General features: G+C 55.0%; 15 protein-coding genes. 12 read left to right on the forward strand and 3 right to left on the reverse strand.

Annotated elements, in window-relative coordinates:
• Positions 1–71: 71 nt before the first annotated feature.
• The 3 genes from emrD to AB5Y67_RS07090 form a co-directional block, all read right to left on the reverse strand.
• Positions 72–1,268 (reverse strand): multidrug efflux MFS transporter EmrD, encoded by a 1,197-nt coding sequence (gene emrD / locus AB5Y67_RS07080; protein ID WP_005333920.1) that lies wholly within the window; start codon positions 1,266–1,268, stop codon positions 72–74.
• 262 nt (positions 1,269–1,530) lie between these two features.
• On the reverse strand, positions 1,531–2,193 hold the full coding sequence (locus AB5Y67_RS07085; RefSeq protein WP_005333923.1) for a glutathione S-transferase family protein: 663 nt from the start codon (positions 2,191–2,193) through the stop codon (positions 1,531–1,533).
• 168 nt (positions 2,194–2,361) lie between these two features.
• Positions 2,362–2,802, reverse strand: coding sequence for a hypothetical protein (locus AB5Y67_RS07090; protein WP_368207594.1), 441 nt, complete (start codon positions 2,800–2,802; stop codon positions 2,362–2,364).
• 214 nt (positions 2,803–3,016) lie between these two features.
• Between AB5Y67_RS07090 and suhB the strand changes: the two genes are divergently transcribed.
• The 12 genes from suhB to AB5Y67_RS07150 all read left to right on the forward strand — a co-directional run bounded on the left by suhB (position 3,017) and on the right by AB5Y67_RS07150 (position 14,441).
• Positions 3,017–3,820: an inositol-1-monophosphatase gene (gene suhB, locus AB5Y67_RS07095; RefSeq protein WP_005352992.1), complete on the forward strand. Its 804-nt coding sequence runs from the start codon at positions 3,017–3,019 to the stop codon at positions 3,818–3,820.
• A 325-nt stretch (positions 3,821–4,145) separates the two neighbouring features.
• Positions 4,146–5,078 carry a ZIP family metal transporter gene (locus tag AB5Y67_RS07100; RefSeq protein WP_042083757.1) on the forward strand — a complete coding sequence of 311 codons (933 nt, stop codon included), beginning with the start codon at positions 4,146–4,148 and terminating at the stop codon, positions 5,076–5,078.
• A gap of 169 nt (positions 5,079–5,247) precedes the next feature.
• On the forward strand, positions 5,248–5,940 hold the full coding sequence (gene mtnN / locus AB5Y67_RS07105; RefSeq protein WP_040067225.1) for a 5'-methylthioadenosine/S-adenosylhomocysteine nucleosidase: 693 nt from the start codon (positions 5,248–5,250) through the stop codon (positions 5,938–5,940).
• Positions 5,937–6,899 (forward strand): cobalamin biosynthesis protein, encoded by a 963-nt coding sequence (locus AB5Y67_RS07110; protein ID WP_064342012.1) that lies wholly within the window; start codon positions 5,937–5,939, stop codon positions 6,897–6,899. The genes mtnN and AB5Y67_RS07110 overlap by 4 nt, the downstream gene beginning before the upstream one ends.
• Entirely contained in the window at positions 6,892–7,725 is an 834-nt protein-coding gene (locus tag AB5Y67_RS07115; RefSeq protein WP_042083762.1) for a cobalamin-binding protein, read from the forward strand. The genes AB5Y67_RS07110 and AB5Y67_RS07115 overlap by 8 nt, the downstream gene beginning before the upstream one ends.
• A 105-nt stretch (positions 7,726–7,830) precedes the next feature.
• Positions 7,831–8,835 carry a UDP-N-acetylglucosamine 4,6-dehydratase (inverting) gene (gene pseB, locus AB5Y67_RS07120; protein ID WP_064342013.1) on the forward strand — a complete coding sequence of 335 codons (1,005 nt, stop codon included), beginning with the start codon at positions 7,831–7,833 and terminating at the stop codon, positions 8,833–8,835.
• Positions 8,832–9,974, forward strand: a complete 1,143-nt coding sequence (gene pseC, locus AB5Y67_RS07125) for a UDP-4-amino-4,6-dideoxy-N-acetyl-beta-L-altrosamine transaminase (protein WP_199428040.1) — start codon at positions 8,832–8,834, stop codon at positions 9,972–9,974. The genes pseB and pseC overlap by 4 nt, the downstream gene beginning before the upstream one ends.
• On the forward strand, positions 9,965–10,810 hold the full coding sequence (locus tag AB5Y67_RS07130; protein ID WP_064342015.1) for an aldo/keto reductase: 846 nt from the start codon (positions 9,965–9,967) through the stop codon (positions 10,808–10,810). Before pseC ends, AB5Y67_RS07130 begins: the two co-directional genes overlap by 10 nt.
• On the forward strand, positions 10,807–11,562 hold the full coding sequence (locus AB5Y67_RS07135) for an NTP transferase domain-containing protein (RefSeq protein WP_064342016.1): 756 nt from the start codon (positions 10,807–10,809) through the stop codon (positions 11,560–11,562). Before AB5Y67_RS07130 ends, AB5Y67_RS07135 begins: the two co-directional genes overlap by 4 nt.
• Positions 11,559–12,848 (forward strand): aminotransferase class III-fold pyridoxal phosphate-dependent enzyme, encoded by a 1,290-nt coding sequence (locus AB5Y67_RS07140; protein ID WP_064342017.1) that lies wholly within the window; start codon positions 11,559–11,561, stop codon positions 12,846–12,848. Before AB5Y67_RS07135 ends, AB5Y67_RS07140 begins: the two co-directional genes overlap by 4 nt.
• Complete coding sequence (locus AB5Y67_RS07145) at positions 12,849–13,802, forward strand: hypothetical protein (protein WP_150389343.1); 954 nt, start codon at positions 12,849–12,851, stop codon at positions 13,800–13,802.
• A complete protein-coding gene (locus AB5Y67_RS07150; protein ID WP_064342019.1) occupies positions 13,803–14,441 on the forward strand; it encodes a formyltransferase family protein in 639 nt (212 codons plus the stop codon).
• Positions 14,442–14,563: the final 122 nt, after the last annotated feature.

Consider the following 14,563-nt stretch of genomic DNA (forward strand, 5'->3'; position numbering starts at 1 on the left):
TGAAACGGACACAGCCATAACGACAAAGCCCGCCAAACAGGCGGGCTTTGTTTTGCAACTGGCAAGCAAATTTAGATGGCCATCTGCTCGTGGGGGGAGCCGTGGTGACGCAGCCAGACAAAGCTCAGCGCCACGATCAGCACCATCAGGGTCATGATGGCCCCCAGGGTCACCTGTCCGGTCATCGGGAAACCGGCGGCCAGCAGGGTCACCACACCGGCACCCAGATTCTGCATCCCGCCGAGAATGGCCCCCGCGGTGCCGGCCTGACCCGGGAAAGGCTCGATGGCGCAGGAGGTGGCGGTCGGGTAGAGAATACCGCTACCGATGAAGTAGACAGCCGCACCACCAACCAGCGAGGCGGCACTCACCACCCCGAACAGCCCCGGCACCAGAATGATGAGGGAGCCGAGCGCCAGAAAGGCGATCCCCAGACGCATCAGCTTGCCCTGAGTCAAACGGAAGCTCAGCTTGGCAGAGAGCCAGGCCCCGAACAGATAGCCGGGCAGCGGCAGCACGAACAGCACGCTCACGGTACGGGCGCTCAGTTTCAGCACATCGCCCAGCAGCACACCGGCCGCAGCCTCGAACACAGCCAAACCGGCAAAGGTCGCCATCAGGCAAAGCAGGTTGCCCTGAAACTTGGGGTTGCCCAGCACATGACGATAGGCAGCACCGACGCGCAGCGGCTGACGAGCAGCAGCAGGCAGCGTCTCACCAAACCAGGCCATGATCGCCAGAGTGGCTACGGCACCAAAACCGAACAGGAACCAGTAACCGGCGCGCCAGTTGAACAGCTCGGTCAGCCAGCCACCCAGCACCGGGGCCAGCAGCGGGGAGAAGATCACCCCCATGCTCACCAGACTGTTGGCGCGGTTGAGCTCGGCGCCGTTGTAGCGATCGCGCATCACGGTACGGCTCATGGCGCCACCGGCACCGGTACCCAGCCCCTGAATAAAGCTACCCACTAGCAGGGCGGCAAAATGGGGGATGACCTGAATGATCAGGGTGCCCACCAGAAACACCATCATGCCGACGATCAGCACCGGGCGACGACCGATACGATCCGACAACGGCCCATAGACAAACTGGGAGAGGCCATAGGGGATCAGGTAACAGGCCATCACCGCCTGCAACTGGCCCGAGGCCACATTGAAGTCCCCCGCCATCATGGGAATGGAGGGAACATAAAGGGTCTGGGTCATCTGGCCCACAGCGACCATCAGAATGGTCAGTAAAAACAACGGATAAAAACTGTGCCGATCCATATCAGTCCCAAAAAATCGAAAAAATGCTGCCGCCCCTCTGGCACAAAATGGCCCAGAGGAATCTGATCACAGAGGCTGTGATGCAATCAAAAACAGTGTTGGAAACAGTAGGCGGGGAGCCCGCCAAGCCACCGCACAGGACGCTTGGTGGTATGGGGGCATCATAGTGATTCAGCTCACAAAAAACGAACGAATCTTTATAATCGGCTTGCCTTAGTTTTTCTAATATTACGGGGCATTTCGCCCCGTCAGCAGTTAAAAATCAACGCGTTACCATCTGTTGCGCCTGCTTGATCAGCTCATCGGGCTGCTCCTTGCGCGGCGGTATGGTGATCCCCTTCTGGCAGGCTGGCTTCTCTGCCATGCGATCCATCCAGGCTTGCAGATGGGGCAATCCCTCGATGGAGATACCGCTCCAGTCATAAATACGCACCCAGGGCCAAGTGGCGATATCGGCGATGCTGTACTCGTCCGCCAGATATTCATGATGGGCCAGATGGCTATCGAGCACCTCGAACAGGCGGCGCCCCTCCTTCTGGTAGCGTTCGATGGCGGCGGGGATCTTCTCGGGGAAGTAGCGGTAGAAGACGTTGGCCTGCCCCATCATGGGTCCTACCCCGCCCATCTGGAACATCAACCACTGGATGGCCTGAGAGCGTCGTTTGGGATCGGCTGGCAACAATTTGCCTGCTTTCTCCGCCAGATAGATGAGGATGGCCCCCGACTCGAATACGGCGAAATCGTCGTTATCCCGATCGACGATAGCCGGAATACGGCCATTTGGGTTGATGGCGAGAAACTCGGGCTTCTTCTGATCCAGCGCCGAAAGATCGAGAGGAATGACCCGATAGGGCAACCCCAGCTCTTCGAGGGCGATCGCCACTTTGAAACCATTGGGGGTCGCGGCGGTGTAAAAGTCGATCATGATTCACTCCTTGTTGGTCATAGCCAGATTGCACGGTTGGAACAGGGCGCAACACCATAGCCGCCTCATCTTGCAACAAGTGACCGGCTCCAGACCATTAAAAAGCGGCGCACCGTAGGCCAAACAAGGCCACAGTGCGCCGCTGATGCGCTCTGGCAATGGTAGATATTAGTTAATCACGGCGACCGGCTTGCGCTGGCGCAGCATGATCAGGCGGGAAAGCAGCGGGAAGTAGGACTCCAGCTTGCGCAACAGCACCCGGCTGCAGGCAGGCTCGGCCAGCTCCGACTCATCCAGCACGATGCCGTTTGAGACAAAATAGAAACGGGGGTCACGCACATCCGGCCCGCAGACCGTCAGCTCCTTGTCTCCCTTGCGGATCAACAGCGGCAAGACCGGCAAACCGATCGTCTCATCCTCTCCCCGGGCAAATCCGGCATCCTGCCAGGGCGCATCGCCGTCGATCAGCAGGATCGCCGCCTCCGTCTTGGCCGGTTGCCACTGGGCCAGGGGGGTCACGGTGATGTGGGCAAAGTGATAACCATACTCGGGTGATGACCGCAAGATGGCCAACAGTCCCTCGCTGGCCGCTGACACGTTCTGACTCACTTATGACAAATTCATGGTTCACATCCCTATGCTCATGACAGCCTGTATCCGGCTGCTGGGATAAGACTAGCGCAGATCTGGTCTATATTGGAGCCGTCAAATCTGGCAGTGGTAATCAATTAGTCGTAGGGGGATAACAGTTGCCATCGCACAAAATACTGGTATCATACCGCGTCCTTTTATCCCCCGTTCTTTAACATCCAGTGGTGAACCTATGCATCCGATGCTGAATATCGCCGTGCGCGCTGCGCGCAACGCCGGTCAAGTTGTAGTAAAAGCCTTCTCCCAGCCTGAGAACATTGAGGCTATCCAAAAAGGCAGCAATGACTTCGTGACCAACGTTGACCGTGAAGCCGAAGCGGCCATCATTCACACCATCAAAAAATCTTACCCGGAGCACAGCATTGTTGCTGAAGAGTCTGGTGAGATTGCCGGAACCAATCCGGACTACCAATGGATCATTGACCCACTGGATGGCACGACCAACCTTGTCAAAGGCATTCCGCACTTTGCCGTTTCCATCGCCCTGCGTGTGAAAGGCAAAACCGAACAAGCCGTTGTTTACGATCCCATCCGTGACGAACTGTTTACTGCTACCCGTGGTAGCGGCGCCCAGCTAAACGGCTACCGTATCCGTGTCGGCAAAGCCAAAGAGCTGGCTGGCACCGTACTGGCCACAGGTTTCCCCTATAAGCAAAAGCACCACATCGAGTCCTACCTGAAGATGTTCCAGAGCATGTTCATCGAATGTGCCGACATCCGTCGCTCCGGCTCTGCCGCACTGGATCTGGCCTACGTGGCAGCCGGTCGCGTCGACGGTTTCTGGGAAATCGGCCTGAAACCCTGGGACACCGCTGCCGGTGAACTGCTGGCCAAAGAAGCTGGCGCCATCGTCACCGACTTCGTAGGTGGTCACAACTACGAAAACTCCGGCAACATCGTGGTTGCCAACCCGCGCGTCCTGAAAGAGATGCTCGGCAAGATCCGCGAAGAGCTGCCGGAGTCTCTGGCCAAATAAGCCAGCTCCCCAGCCTTCACCAATATAAAAAAACCGGCGCAAGCCGGTTTTTTTGTTTCTGTTATCCGAACACCAAGGCAGACATCTGCAGCTGATTTAAAAGAGTTAGCGATGCATCCCCACTTGCCACTCAACATCCACTTCAGTCATTTGCAGACAACCCCTCTTGCCCCCCGCCTTTGGCTACCGATAAGATTCCCATGTGTTTGCCTGGATAAACTCTTTCCAGATTTTCAGATAGCGGCAATCGCCTTGCAGGCATGGACAAGGGGCGGCCGAGTGGATGTAATGCCATTATCCGCTTTGCTCACCTTGAGGCCATGCCATGGACCATCTCTCAGCTCTTCCTCCGTTATCCTGGTCACAGCAACTGCGTAGCCAGATGCAAAGCCGCCCACTCACTGCACTCGGCCTCTTTATCGCACTGGCTGCCGTCTTGTTGCTGCTGTTGCAAAGTCTCATCATGCTCGCTACCGGCGAGGTAACCAGCGGCGTGCGCTATGGCCTTGTCGGTGGTGCTGCCGGGTTTGCCGCCACCGCCATCGGCGCCCTGCCCGCCCTGTTCCTGCGAGCGGTACCGCAAAAAGTGGAGGACACTATGCTCGGTTTTGCCGCAGGCATGATGCTGGCGGCCAGCGCCTTCTCCCTGCTGCTGCCGGGGCTGGAGGCCGCCGAGGGGATCACCGGCAACGGCTTTAGCGCCGCTGCCGTGGTGGTGGTCGGCATGACCCTCGGGGTGCTGTTGATGCTGGGACTGGATCAGTTCACCCCGCACGAACATGACAAAACCGGCCCCTGCGGTCCCGGCCACGAGAGCTGCTCTCGGGTCTGGCTGTTCGTCTTTGCCATCGCCCTGCACAACCTGCCGGAGGGGATGGCCATCGGGGTCAGCTTCTCGCAGGGGGATATGTCGGTGGGGCTGCCGCTCACAACCGCCATCGCACTGCAGGATATTCCCGAAGGACTGGCGGTGGCGCTGGCCATGTGCGCCGCCGGTTTTCGCCCCTCTGTCGCCGTGCTGGTCGCCATCGCCAGCGGCCTGCTCGAACCGATTGGCGCCCTGCTCGGGGTGGGGCTCTCCAGCGGCCTTGCCATCGCCTACCCCATCGGACTTGGGCTCGCCGCCGGCGCCATGCTGTTTGTGGTCTCGCACGAGGTAATTCCGGAGACTCACCGCAACGGTCACCAGACCTATGCCACCCTCGGCCTGATGGCAGGCTTTGCCCTGATGATGACCCTCGATACCGCGCTCGGCTAAAGACAATAGCCCCTCTCTCATCAATGCTTTTTGTCACCTGCGGCGCTCCCATATGGAGCGCCGCGTTTCATCTCTCCTTTCGCTTGTGCCTCTCGGCGCCGACGCCATCTTTTGTTATGATCTACAGCAACTTAAATTCAGCCACACGGCTATCAAGACGAGGTCAGCAATGAAAGTAGGTATTATCGGCGCCATGGAGCAAGAAGTGGCCCTGCTGCGCAGCCAGATGAGCAACCCCACCACCCTGCAACTGGGCGGCTGCGAGTTCTATCAAGGGATGCTGGCAGGCAAAGAGGTGATCCTGACCCGCTCCGGTATCGGTAAGGTCGCCGCCAGCGTGGCCACCAGCCTGCTGCTGGAAAAATTCGCCCCCGACTGCGTCATCAATACCGGCTCTGCGGGCGGCTTTGCCCAGGATCTGCACATCGGTGATGTGGTGATTGCCAGCGAGATGCGTTTCCACGATGTGGACGTGACCGCCTTTGGTTACGAGATGGGCCAGATGGCGCAGCAACCCGCCGCCTTCCCCTGCGACGAGAAACTCATCGCGGTCGCTCAGGATTGCATCGCCGAGCAGGGCAAGCACCAGACCAAGGTCGGCCTTATCTGCACCGGCGATCAGTTCATGTGCAAACCGGACGCCATCGCCAAGGCTCGCGCCGATTTCCCGCAGATGCTGGCGGTCGAGATGGAAGGTGCCGCGATCGGTCAGGTGTGCCACATGTTCAAGGTGCCCTATCTGGTGGTGCGTGCCATGTCCGATATCGCTGGCAAGGAACAGGTTGAATCCTTCGATGCCTTCATCGAAGTGGCCGGCAAGCACTCCGCCGAAGTGATCATCAAGATGCTCGGCAAGCTGTGATCGAGACCGGCTCGCTTGATTTGATGGCCGACCCCCTCCTTTCGACGACGGCGGCCATTCTGGTAGGTGCTGCTCTGCTGGAGGCGGTGATCCCGTGGCCATCCCATCTGCGTCTTTCGGCCGTCACGCTCCTGCTGACCCGGCTGGGGCACAAGGTGCACAGACCCGATGGTTCACCCGGCCAGCAAATGCAGGCCGGACTGCTGGCGATGCTGGTAGTCTGGCTCCCCTGCGCCGCCGGGCTCTGGTCGCTGCGCAATCTGGCCCTGAGCGAGCCGATCTTCGACCTGCTGTTTCTGCTGTTGATGATCGAATCTCGTCCACTGCGCGAACTCGCCCATGCCACCCGCTCGCTCGCCACGCAGGAGACCCTGCCGCTGGCAAGATTGCAGTCTGCCCCCTGGCTTAAGCGGGAGACCGGTAAACTCTCGACCATGGGGCTCGCCAAAGCAGTGACGGAGAGCTGCGCCCTGCGTCTGGTCGGCCAATGGGCTGGCCCGCTGCTGGGATTTGCCCTGGCTGGCGTACAGGGCGCCCTGCTCTGGCGGCTGGTGCAGCTGATGAATCAGAGCTGGAGTCGCAAAGATCCCGCCTTCGACCACTTTGGTCGCGCCGCCAGCGCCCTCTATCAGGGGCTCAATGCCTCCGTCATTTTGCTGCTGGGGCTGCCACTACTGGCAAGCCGTCTCAAACAGGCCGCACAGCTGCTGCGCAATGGTGCGCTCTGGCCCCATCCCGCCATGGGGATGCTGCTCACTCTGCTGGTAGACAAGTGCCGGATCCGCCTTGGTGGTCCTCGCTACTATCAGGGGGCTCTCCAGCGCTGGCCAGTCATCGGCACGGGTGCTGAGCCAGATAGCGAGACTCCGCGCAAGGTGCTCAATATTCTGCAAGGAATTGGCTGGGGCTGGTTGATGCTGGCGCTGCTTGTCACTGTGGCGGGGTTACTTCATGGTTAGATGGTTGCGATTGCCGCTCTGGCTGCCCTGCGTACTGATTGCCTGGTTGCCCGGTGCCCTGCAGGCCGCAACGCCGACCCGGGTGGTGAGCATAGTACCCCATCTTACCGAGCTGCTTTATGACATCGGCGCCGGTGACAAGCTGGTGGCCATCGACGATGCCTCAGACTATCCCCCCGAGGTCAAAACCAAGCCAAAGGTGGCAAATTATCGCAGCATTAACGTCGAGGCAGTACTGGCGCAAAAGCCGGACCTCATTCTCGGCTGGCGCTCGGCTCAGTCACGGATGCTGGCTCCGCTGGAGCAGCTGGGTATCCCGGTTTTCTACTCGGAGCCCACCAATTTTGCCTCGCTGGCGACCGAAATGCGGGCGCTGGGCAAATTGCTTGGGGTGGAGAAGAGTGCCAACGAAGCCGCCGATCGCTATCTGGCACGCCTGCATTACCTGCAACAGCGCTATGGCCAACCAACCGGTGTCAAGGTGTTCTACCAGCTCTGGTACCCACCGCTCACCAGCGTCAGTGGCAATGCCTGGCCGGCTCAGGCCATCGAGCTTTGCGGCGGGATCAACATCATGGCGAATGCCAAGACCCCTTACCCTCAAGTGGACATGGAACAGGTGATCAGAGCCAACCCATCGCTGATCCTGGCAGGGAGTCAAGATCCTGACGCCCTGCTTCACTGGCGAAAGTGGCCAAATCTCGACGCGGTGCAGCATCAGCGACTCGATTTGATCAACTCGGATGAGCTGCACCGCTTCACCCCGAGAGCCCTCAATGCGGTGGAGCAGGTTTGCCGAGCCATTGCCCAACGCAGCAGCAAATAGCCAAAAAACAGCCATTCAGATCACGCCTTCCAATTTACGTCTGCAAATGGCATAAAAAGTGCTTTAGAATTCCATAGATACCAATCTTCATCATGGGACACCGTCATGTTTAATGGAAAAACAATCTTGGTTACCGGTGGCACAGGGTCATTTGGCAAAAAATTCATCGCAACCGTGCTATCCCGCTACCAACCGGCACGACTGATCGTCTACTCCCGTGATGAGCTCAAGCAGTTTGAAATGCAGCAGCGTTTCAACCATCCCTGCATGCGCTATTTTATCGGCGATGTTCGCGATGCCGAGCGCCTCGACATGGCGATGCGCGACGTCGACTTTGTGGTGCATGCCGCTGCGCTCAAGCAAGTGCCAGCTGCCGAATACAACCCGATGGAGTGCATCAAGACCAACGTTGGAGGAGCCGAAAACGTCATCAAGGCCGCTCTCAACAATGGCGTGCAGAAGGTCATTGCACTCTCAACCGACAAGGCTGCCAACCCGATCAACCTTTACGGGGCAACCAAGCTCTGTTCTGACAAGCTCTTTGTCGCTGCCAACAATATGGCGGGCAAGAACCCGACCATATTCTCGGTGGTACGTTATGGCAACGTGGTCGGCTCAAGGGGCTCAGTAGTTCCCTTCTTCGACAATCTGATCAAGAGCGGCGCCAGTACGCTGCCTATCACCCACCCCGAGATGACCCGCTTCTGGCTGACCTTGCAGCAAGGCGTAGATTTTGTTCTTAGCAACTTCCAGCGTATGCGCGGTGGCGAACTGTTCGTGCCGAAAATCCCGTCGGTCAAGATCACCGATCTGGCGGCAGCCATGGCTCCGACCCTTAAGCTGGAGATCATCGGCATCCGTGCGGGGGAGAAGCTGCACGAGGTGATGTGTCCGGCTGACGACTCTTTCCACACTTATGAGTTCAACGATTACTACGTGATTGCCCCCAGCATCAGCTTCACCAGCCGCAACAATGATTTCAGCGTTAATGCTCTGGGTGAAACAGCCACACTGGTTGCACCGGGCTTTGAATACAATTCCCTAAATAATCAGCACTTTCTGTCGATAGCCGAACTACAGAGCATGAACCAGCAGGTATTGTCCGAATGATCCCTTATGGCCGCCAATCGATCAGCGATGCCGATATAGAAGCCGTCGTTGCCGTACTGAAATCTGATTATCTGACCCAAGGCCAAGCTGTTCCCGCTTTCGAACAAGGACTGGCCGATTACTGCCAAGTGCCGCATGTGGTTGCTTGCAGTAACGGCACCACTGCGCTTCATCTGGCCTGCGCAGTTCTGGATATTGGCGCCAAAGATACAGTTTGGGTTTCTGCGGTCAGTTTTGTTGCCTCGGCGAACTGCGTTCGATACTGCAATGCCAACGTTGATTTTGTCGACGTTGACCCTGCTACCGGTAACCTCGATGTAGTGGCACTGGATAAGAAACTGCAGCAAGCTGTGCGCACCCACTCCCTTCCAAAAGCGCTGATTGCTGTACATCTGGCCGGACAGCCCTGCGATCTCGAAGAGATCGGTGCGCTCTGTCGCCAGTACGGAATCGTTCTGATCGAGGATGCCTGCCATGCACTGGGTGCCCACTATCAGGGGTCACCTATCGGTAGTTGCCGTCACAGCGATATGACGGTCTTCAGCTTTCATCCGGTCAAACCGATTACGACCGCAGAAGGAGGCGCTGTCACCACCCTGGATCAGGTGCTGGCCGACAAATTGCGACTCTATCGCAGCCATGGAATCACTCGCGATCCGCAAGCGCTGCTCATGCCCTCTCCCGGAGAGTGGTATTACGAGCAACAACTTCTGGGCTTCAACTATCGCTTGACCGACATTCAGGCGGCACTAGGGCTGAGTCAGTTGAGCCGTCTTGATCAGTTCATTACCCAGCGTCGTGAACTTGCCAGGCGATATGACGCGCTGTTATCCCTCTTGCCAGTCCAGCCGTTGCCGCAGAGTAATAATCGCCAGAGCGGTTATCACCTCTATGTCATTCAGGTGGCTGAACGCGATCAGGTGTTTGCCCGCCTGCGTGCTGCCGGCATTGGCGTCAACGTTCACTATATTCCTATCCCAGCCCAGCCCTACTACCGTGGGCTGGGACATGACCCAGCAGCCTATCCGGGCGCACAAGCCTACTATCAGGGAGCAATCTCTCTTCCACTGTTCCCGGCTCTGACTCTCTCAGAGCAGCAACAGGTCGTAGATGCGCTGGAGCAGGCACTATGCGGCTAGCTCTGGGCACAGTGCAATTCGGTCTGGATTACGGGATCAGCAATCACGACGGACAAGTCAGCGATGAGGAACTCGACGCGATCATTGCGTTAGCTCGTCAAGCAGGTATCGATACCCTGGATACGGCGCAAGCCTATGGCAATGCCGAGCAGAGGCTGGGGCAAAGAGATATCACCGACTTCACTCTCATCGACAAGCTGGCACCAGGGCTACCGCTGTCCGATGTTAAGGCAGCGCTCAACAACAGCTTGCATTGTCTGGGGCGAAAACGGCTCGATGGTTTGCTGCTGCACCGTAGCCAAGATGCCTCACCTGCTTTGTTCGAGTTACTTACCGATTTGCAGCAACAGGGCGCGATCGGAAAACTCGGGATCTCCGTCTACTCCCCGGAGGAGCTCGATACCTGGAGCGCAGCTGGCTATCCTCTGGAACTGGTGCAATTACCTGCCAATTTGCTCGATCAACGCTTTTTACGCACTGGATGGCTCGACAAACTGGTAGATATAGGGTGTGAAATCCATGTTCGCTCGCTCTTTTTACAGGGCCTGTTATTGATGCAACCAGCGCAGCGACCTGACTATTTTCAGCGTTTTGCTACCGCACTTGAACGGTTTGACCACTGGCATCCCTCGGTGGCCCCGCTTGACAGAGCCCTCTCCATCATGACAGCCCTACCACAGGTAAGCCGCTTTGTTGTCGGTGTTTGTCATGCCCAAGAGCTGGCCGCCATCGTTGCGGCCAGTCAAGTACAGCACGAGTGCTACGAGGCCGATATCGCACACCTGGCGTCTATGGAACAGGAACTTATCAACCCCGGACTCTGGAGAACACGATGATCTTGGGTATTCTACAAGCCAGAACCAGTTCTTCCCGCCTGCCCAACAAGGTACTAAAGGAACTGCTGGGCGAACCCATGCTGGCAAGGCAGATTGAACGGTTGCAACAGAGTAAGCTACTGGACAAGCTGCTGGTTGCCACCAGCGATCAGTCGGAAGATCGCGCCATTGCCGAGCTGTGCAAGAGGTTGAATATCCCCTGTTTCTGCGGTCCTCTTGACGATGTGTTGCTGCGTTTCTATCTGGCGGCCCAACCCTACAGTCCGACCCATGTTGTGCGTCTCACTGGTGACTGCCCACTGGCTGACCCTATGGTAATAGACGAGCTGATAGCCCTCCATCTCTCGGGCAAGTTCGACTACAGCAGCAACTGCGGCAACCCCAGTTATCCGGATGGGCTGGATGCCGAGATCATGAGTGGAGCGACTCTGGCAACCTTGCAGGAAAAGGCCGCCACGCAGACCGAGCGGGAACATGTCACCTATTACGTTCGCTGTCATTCCGAACAGTTTTCTATCGGCGAACTGCAGCGCTCGCCTTCGCTGGCCCACCTGCGCTGGACTGTCGATGAGCCTGCCGACTTTGAACTGGTAGAGCGAATTTATCAGGCTCTCTATCCTGCCAACCCAACCTTTACGACCGACGATATCCTCGCCCTGCTGGCGCAGCAGCCGGAGCTGACAACACTTAATACCCGGCACAAGCGCAACGAAGGATTGGCTAATTCGCTGGCCAAGGAGAATCATATATGACCTCACGTTATCAACATTCACTCGCTCTCTCGGCACGTGCGGAACAGAGCATTCCACTCGGCTCCCAAACCTTCTCCAAAAGTCGCCTCTGTTTCCCCTATGGCGCCGCCCCACTCTTTATCGAGCGCGGCAATGGGGCGCATGTTTGGGATGTAGATGGCAACGAGTATCTTGATTTTGCCAGCGGCCTACTGGCCATCAGTCTTGGATATTGCGATCCGGATGTGAATGAAGCGGTAATGGAGCAACTCAGTCTTGGTTCGATCTTCTCCCTTCCCCACCGGCTGGAAACTGAAGTCGCTGAACAGCTCATTGAGCTCATCCCCTGCGCCGAAATGGTTCGCTTTGGCAAAAACGGGACTGATGCCACCTCAGCCTGTATCAGGCTCTCCAGAGCCGTCACAGGCCGCGAGCGGGTAGCCGTCTGTGGCTATCATGGCTGGCAAGACTGGTACATCGGCTCAACCACCCGCCATTTGGGGGTCCCCGAGTGCGTGAGAGAGCTGACCCACAGATTTGACTACAACGATCTTGCCTCGCTGAAGTGCCTGCTGGAAGCTCACCCGGGCGAGTTTGCAGCCGTCATTCTGGAACCGATGAATGTAACCTGGCCAACCCCGGATTTTCTGCCTGGTCTGCGCCAACTCTGCGATGCCCATGGCGCACTACTTATCTTTGATGAGACCATTACCGGTTTTCGCTACCACTTGGGCGGGGCACAGAGCCTCTTTGGTGTGACGCCGGATCTTGCTGCGTTCGGCAAAGGCATGGCCAATGGTTTCCCGATTTCCGCCGTTGTTGGCCGCCGCCAATATATGAAACGGATGGAAGATATCTTCTTCTCCGGCACCTTCGGCGGGGATGTAATTGCCCTCGCTGCGGCCAACGCCGTCATCAAAAAGATGCGGCGACTGGATGTACCAAAGAGGCTTGCAGAGCGGGGACAACAGGTACTGGATGGGCTCGATAGCTTGCTAAAAGAGATCGATGCCCCGGACTGGCTGCATACCGCCGGACATCCGAGCTGGAGCTTTCTGCTGGTTGCGGATTCAGTAAACCACTCTACCTGGCTTCTCAAGAGCTATCTGATCCAGGAGTTGTGCAAGCGAGGGATCCTCACCCTTGGCAGTCACAATATGAATCTGGCCCACAGCGAACAGGATGTGGCCGCTTTGCTGGCCGCCTATCGCGACATACTGCCAGTGCTCATTCGTCACGATAGAGATCTGACACTGGCCAGTGCGCTTGATGGAGAACCTATTCAACCTGTATTCAAGGTGAGATAATTGCTACCACTATGGATATTTACCGAAGGAGATCTACAGCGCGGCATGGGACATATAAGCCGCTGTAGTGCCTATGCATGCGCATGGAAACAAAGAGGTGGTGACGTCTATTGGATAATAGATGGGGATTCATGTGCGCAGAATTTTATTCCAGATGAAAATATCTCCTGGATATGCTGGCAAGATAATCCGGGGGTAGTTAATAGCATCACTGGCTTTGCACTTATTGATAGTTACTATGCATCACCACCTGTTTTAAAAAAGATTTCTGATTGTTTTTTACAAACTGTGTATCTTGATGATACTTTCCGATTGAATTATCCAAATGGATTAGTAGTTCACTGTATACCAGAGCAAAAACCTGATCATCTTGTTGATGCAAAATGGCTTATGGGTATTGAGTGGCAACCATTGAGGCCAGCTTTTTGGAATACTGCTGTGAGGGAAAAATCGACCAGCGACATTATTAATATTTTAATTATTATGGGTGCAACAGATATCAGAAATCTGACTGAGCGTATATTCAACCTAGTTATTGCCATGTTTCCAAACGCACATATAAATATTATTTCAAACAATCAAGATGTTGCGTTTAATAAAGAGTGCACCATCTACAAAAATATTAATGACATTGAGATGTTGCAATTGATGTCTCAATGTGACCTTGCCATTAGCTCGGCGGGACAAACCATGTTTGAACTTGCTAAATGTGGCTTACCTAGCATTTTGGTTTGTGTTGTTGACAATCAAGAAAAACAATTTAAATGGAGTCAGGAAAATAGCTTATTCCCAGATGGGATATATTGGGATGATCCATTTTTTGATGAAAAAATAGCCGCTCAGTTAACGAAAATGTCATCCCCCATATATAGAGATTCAATTGCCAAACATGCACAATCACTCATCGATGGGCAGGGCGTTAACAAATTAATTAATGTGCTGATAGGTTCTTAAATGAAGATATCAATAATTTGTTCCGAGAGTAACCACCCTGTAAATAGTTGGATTCACACTTGGGCGAACAATATAAGTGAACGACACGAGATCAACATAGTAACTAAATCAAACCAGTTAACCACTGGCAACATTCTCTTTTTAGTTTCTTGCCATGAAATAATAGATAAAGAAACAAGAGACAATTTCGATTACACACTAGTCCTCCACGCAAGTAATCTGCCTTATGGTAGGGGCATGTCTCCTCATATTTGGCAAATAGTTGAAGGGAAAAACCGTATTCTCCTAACACTTTTAGATGCAGAAGACAAACTAGATTCTGGGAAAATATGGAAACAAAAAGAAATATTCTTTGATGGTAGTGAGCTTTTCGATGAAATAAATAATAAAATTTTTTCATCCGAAATAGAGTTGATGTCATGGGCAATAAAAAATATTTACACATCATCTCCATTTGAACAAGTTGGTGAACCAACTTTCTACAGAAAGCGAACGCCTGAAGATAGTAGAATTGATATCAAAAAGACCATTGATGAGCAATTTAACTTGCTACGCGTGGCCGATCCAGAACGCTATCCCGCTTTCTTTGAAAGAAATGGTCACACGTATAAAATAAAAATTGAAAAAATCATAAAATAATTTACTTCGAGTAAGTAATACATAGCAAAAAGCAATGTAGTCAATTTTTATGATGGTAACTGTTTATTTGACAGATTGCCTGCAAAAATGAATACTTCAACTATGATCACATGTTAAGCAAG

Source organism: Aeromonas sp. s12, assembly GCF_040907925.1.
Lineage (GTDB): Bacteria > Pseudomonadota > Gammaproteobacteria > Enterobacterales > Aeromonadaceae > Aeromonas > Aeromonas veronii.

Bases quoted from the DNA above. Each gene is read 5' to 3' on its own strand.
- emrD (WP_005333920.1), bottom strand. From the start codon at position 1,268: ATGGATCGGCACAGTTTTTATCCGTTGTTTTTACTGACCATTCTGATG.
- AB5Y67_RS07085 (WP_005333923.1), bottom strand. From the start codon at position 2,193: ATGATCGACTTTTACACCGCCGCGACCCCCAATGGTTTCAAAGTGGCG.
- suhB (WP_005352992.1), top strand. From the start codon at position 3,017: ATGCATCCGATGCTGAATATCGCCGTGCGCGCTGCGCGCAACGCCGGT.
- AB5Y67_RS07100 (WP_042083757.1), top strand. From the start codon at position 4,146: ATGGACCATCTCTCAGCTCTTCCTCCGTTATCCTGGTCACAGCAACTG.
- mtnN (WP_040067225.1), top strand. From the start codon at position 5,248: ATGAAAGTAGGTATTATCGGCGCCATGGAGCAAGAAGTGGCCCTGCTG.
- AB5Y67_RS07115 (WP_042083762.1), top strand. From the start codon at position 6,892: ATGGTTAGATGGTTGCGATTGCCGCTCTGGCTGCCCTGCGTACTGATT.
- pseB (WP_064342013.1), top strand. From the start codon at position 7,831: ATGTTTAATGGAAAAACAATCTTGGTTACCGGTGGCACAGGGTCATTT.
- pseC (WP_199428040.1), top strand. From the start codon at position 8,832: ATGATCCCTTATGGCCGCCAATCGATCAGCGATGCCGATATAGAAGCC.
- AB5Y67_RS07130 (WP_064342015.1), top strand. From the start codon at position 9,965: ATGCGGCTAGCTCTGGGCACAGTGCAATTCGGTCTGGATTACGGGATC.
- AB5Y67_RS07135 (WP_064342016.1), top strand. From the start codon at position 10,807: ATGATCTTGGGTATTCTACAAGCCAGAACCAGTTCTTCCCGCCTGCCC.
- AB5Y67_RS07140 (WP_064342017.1), top strand. From the start codon at position 11,559: ATGACCTCACGTTATCAACATTCACTCGCTCTCTCGGCACGTGCGGAA.
- AB5Y67_RS07150 (WP_064342019.1), top strand. From the start codon at position 13,803: ATGAAGATATCAATAATTTGTTCCGAGAGTAACCACCCTGTAAATAGT.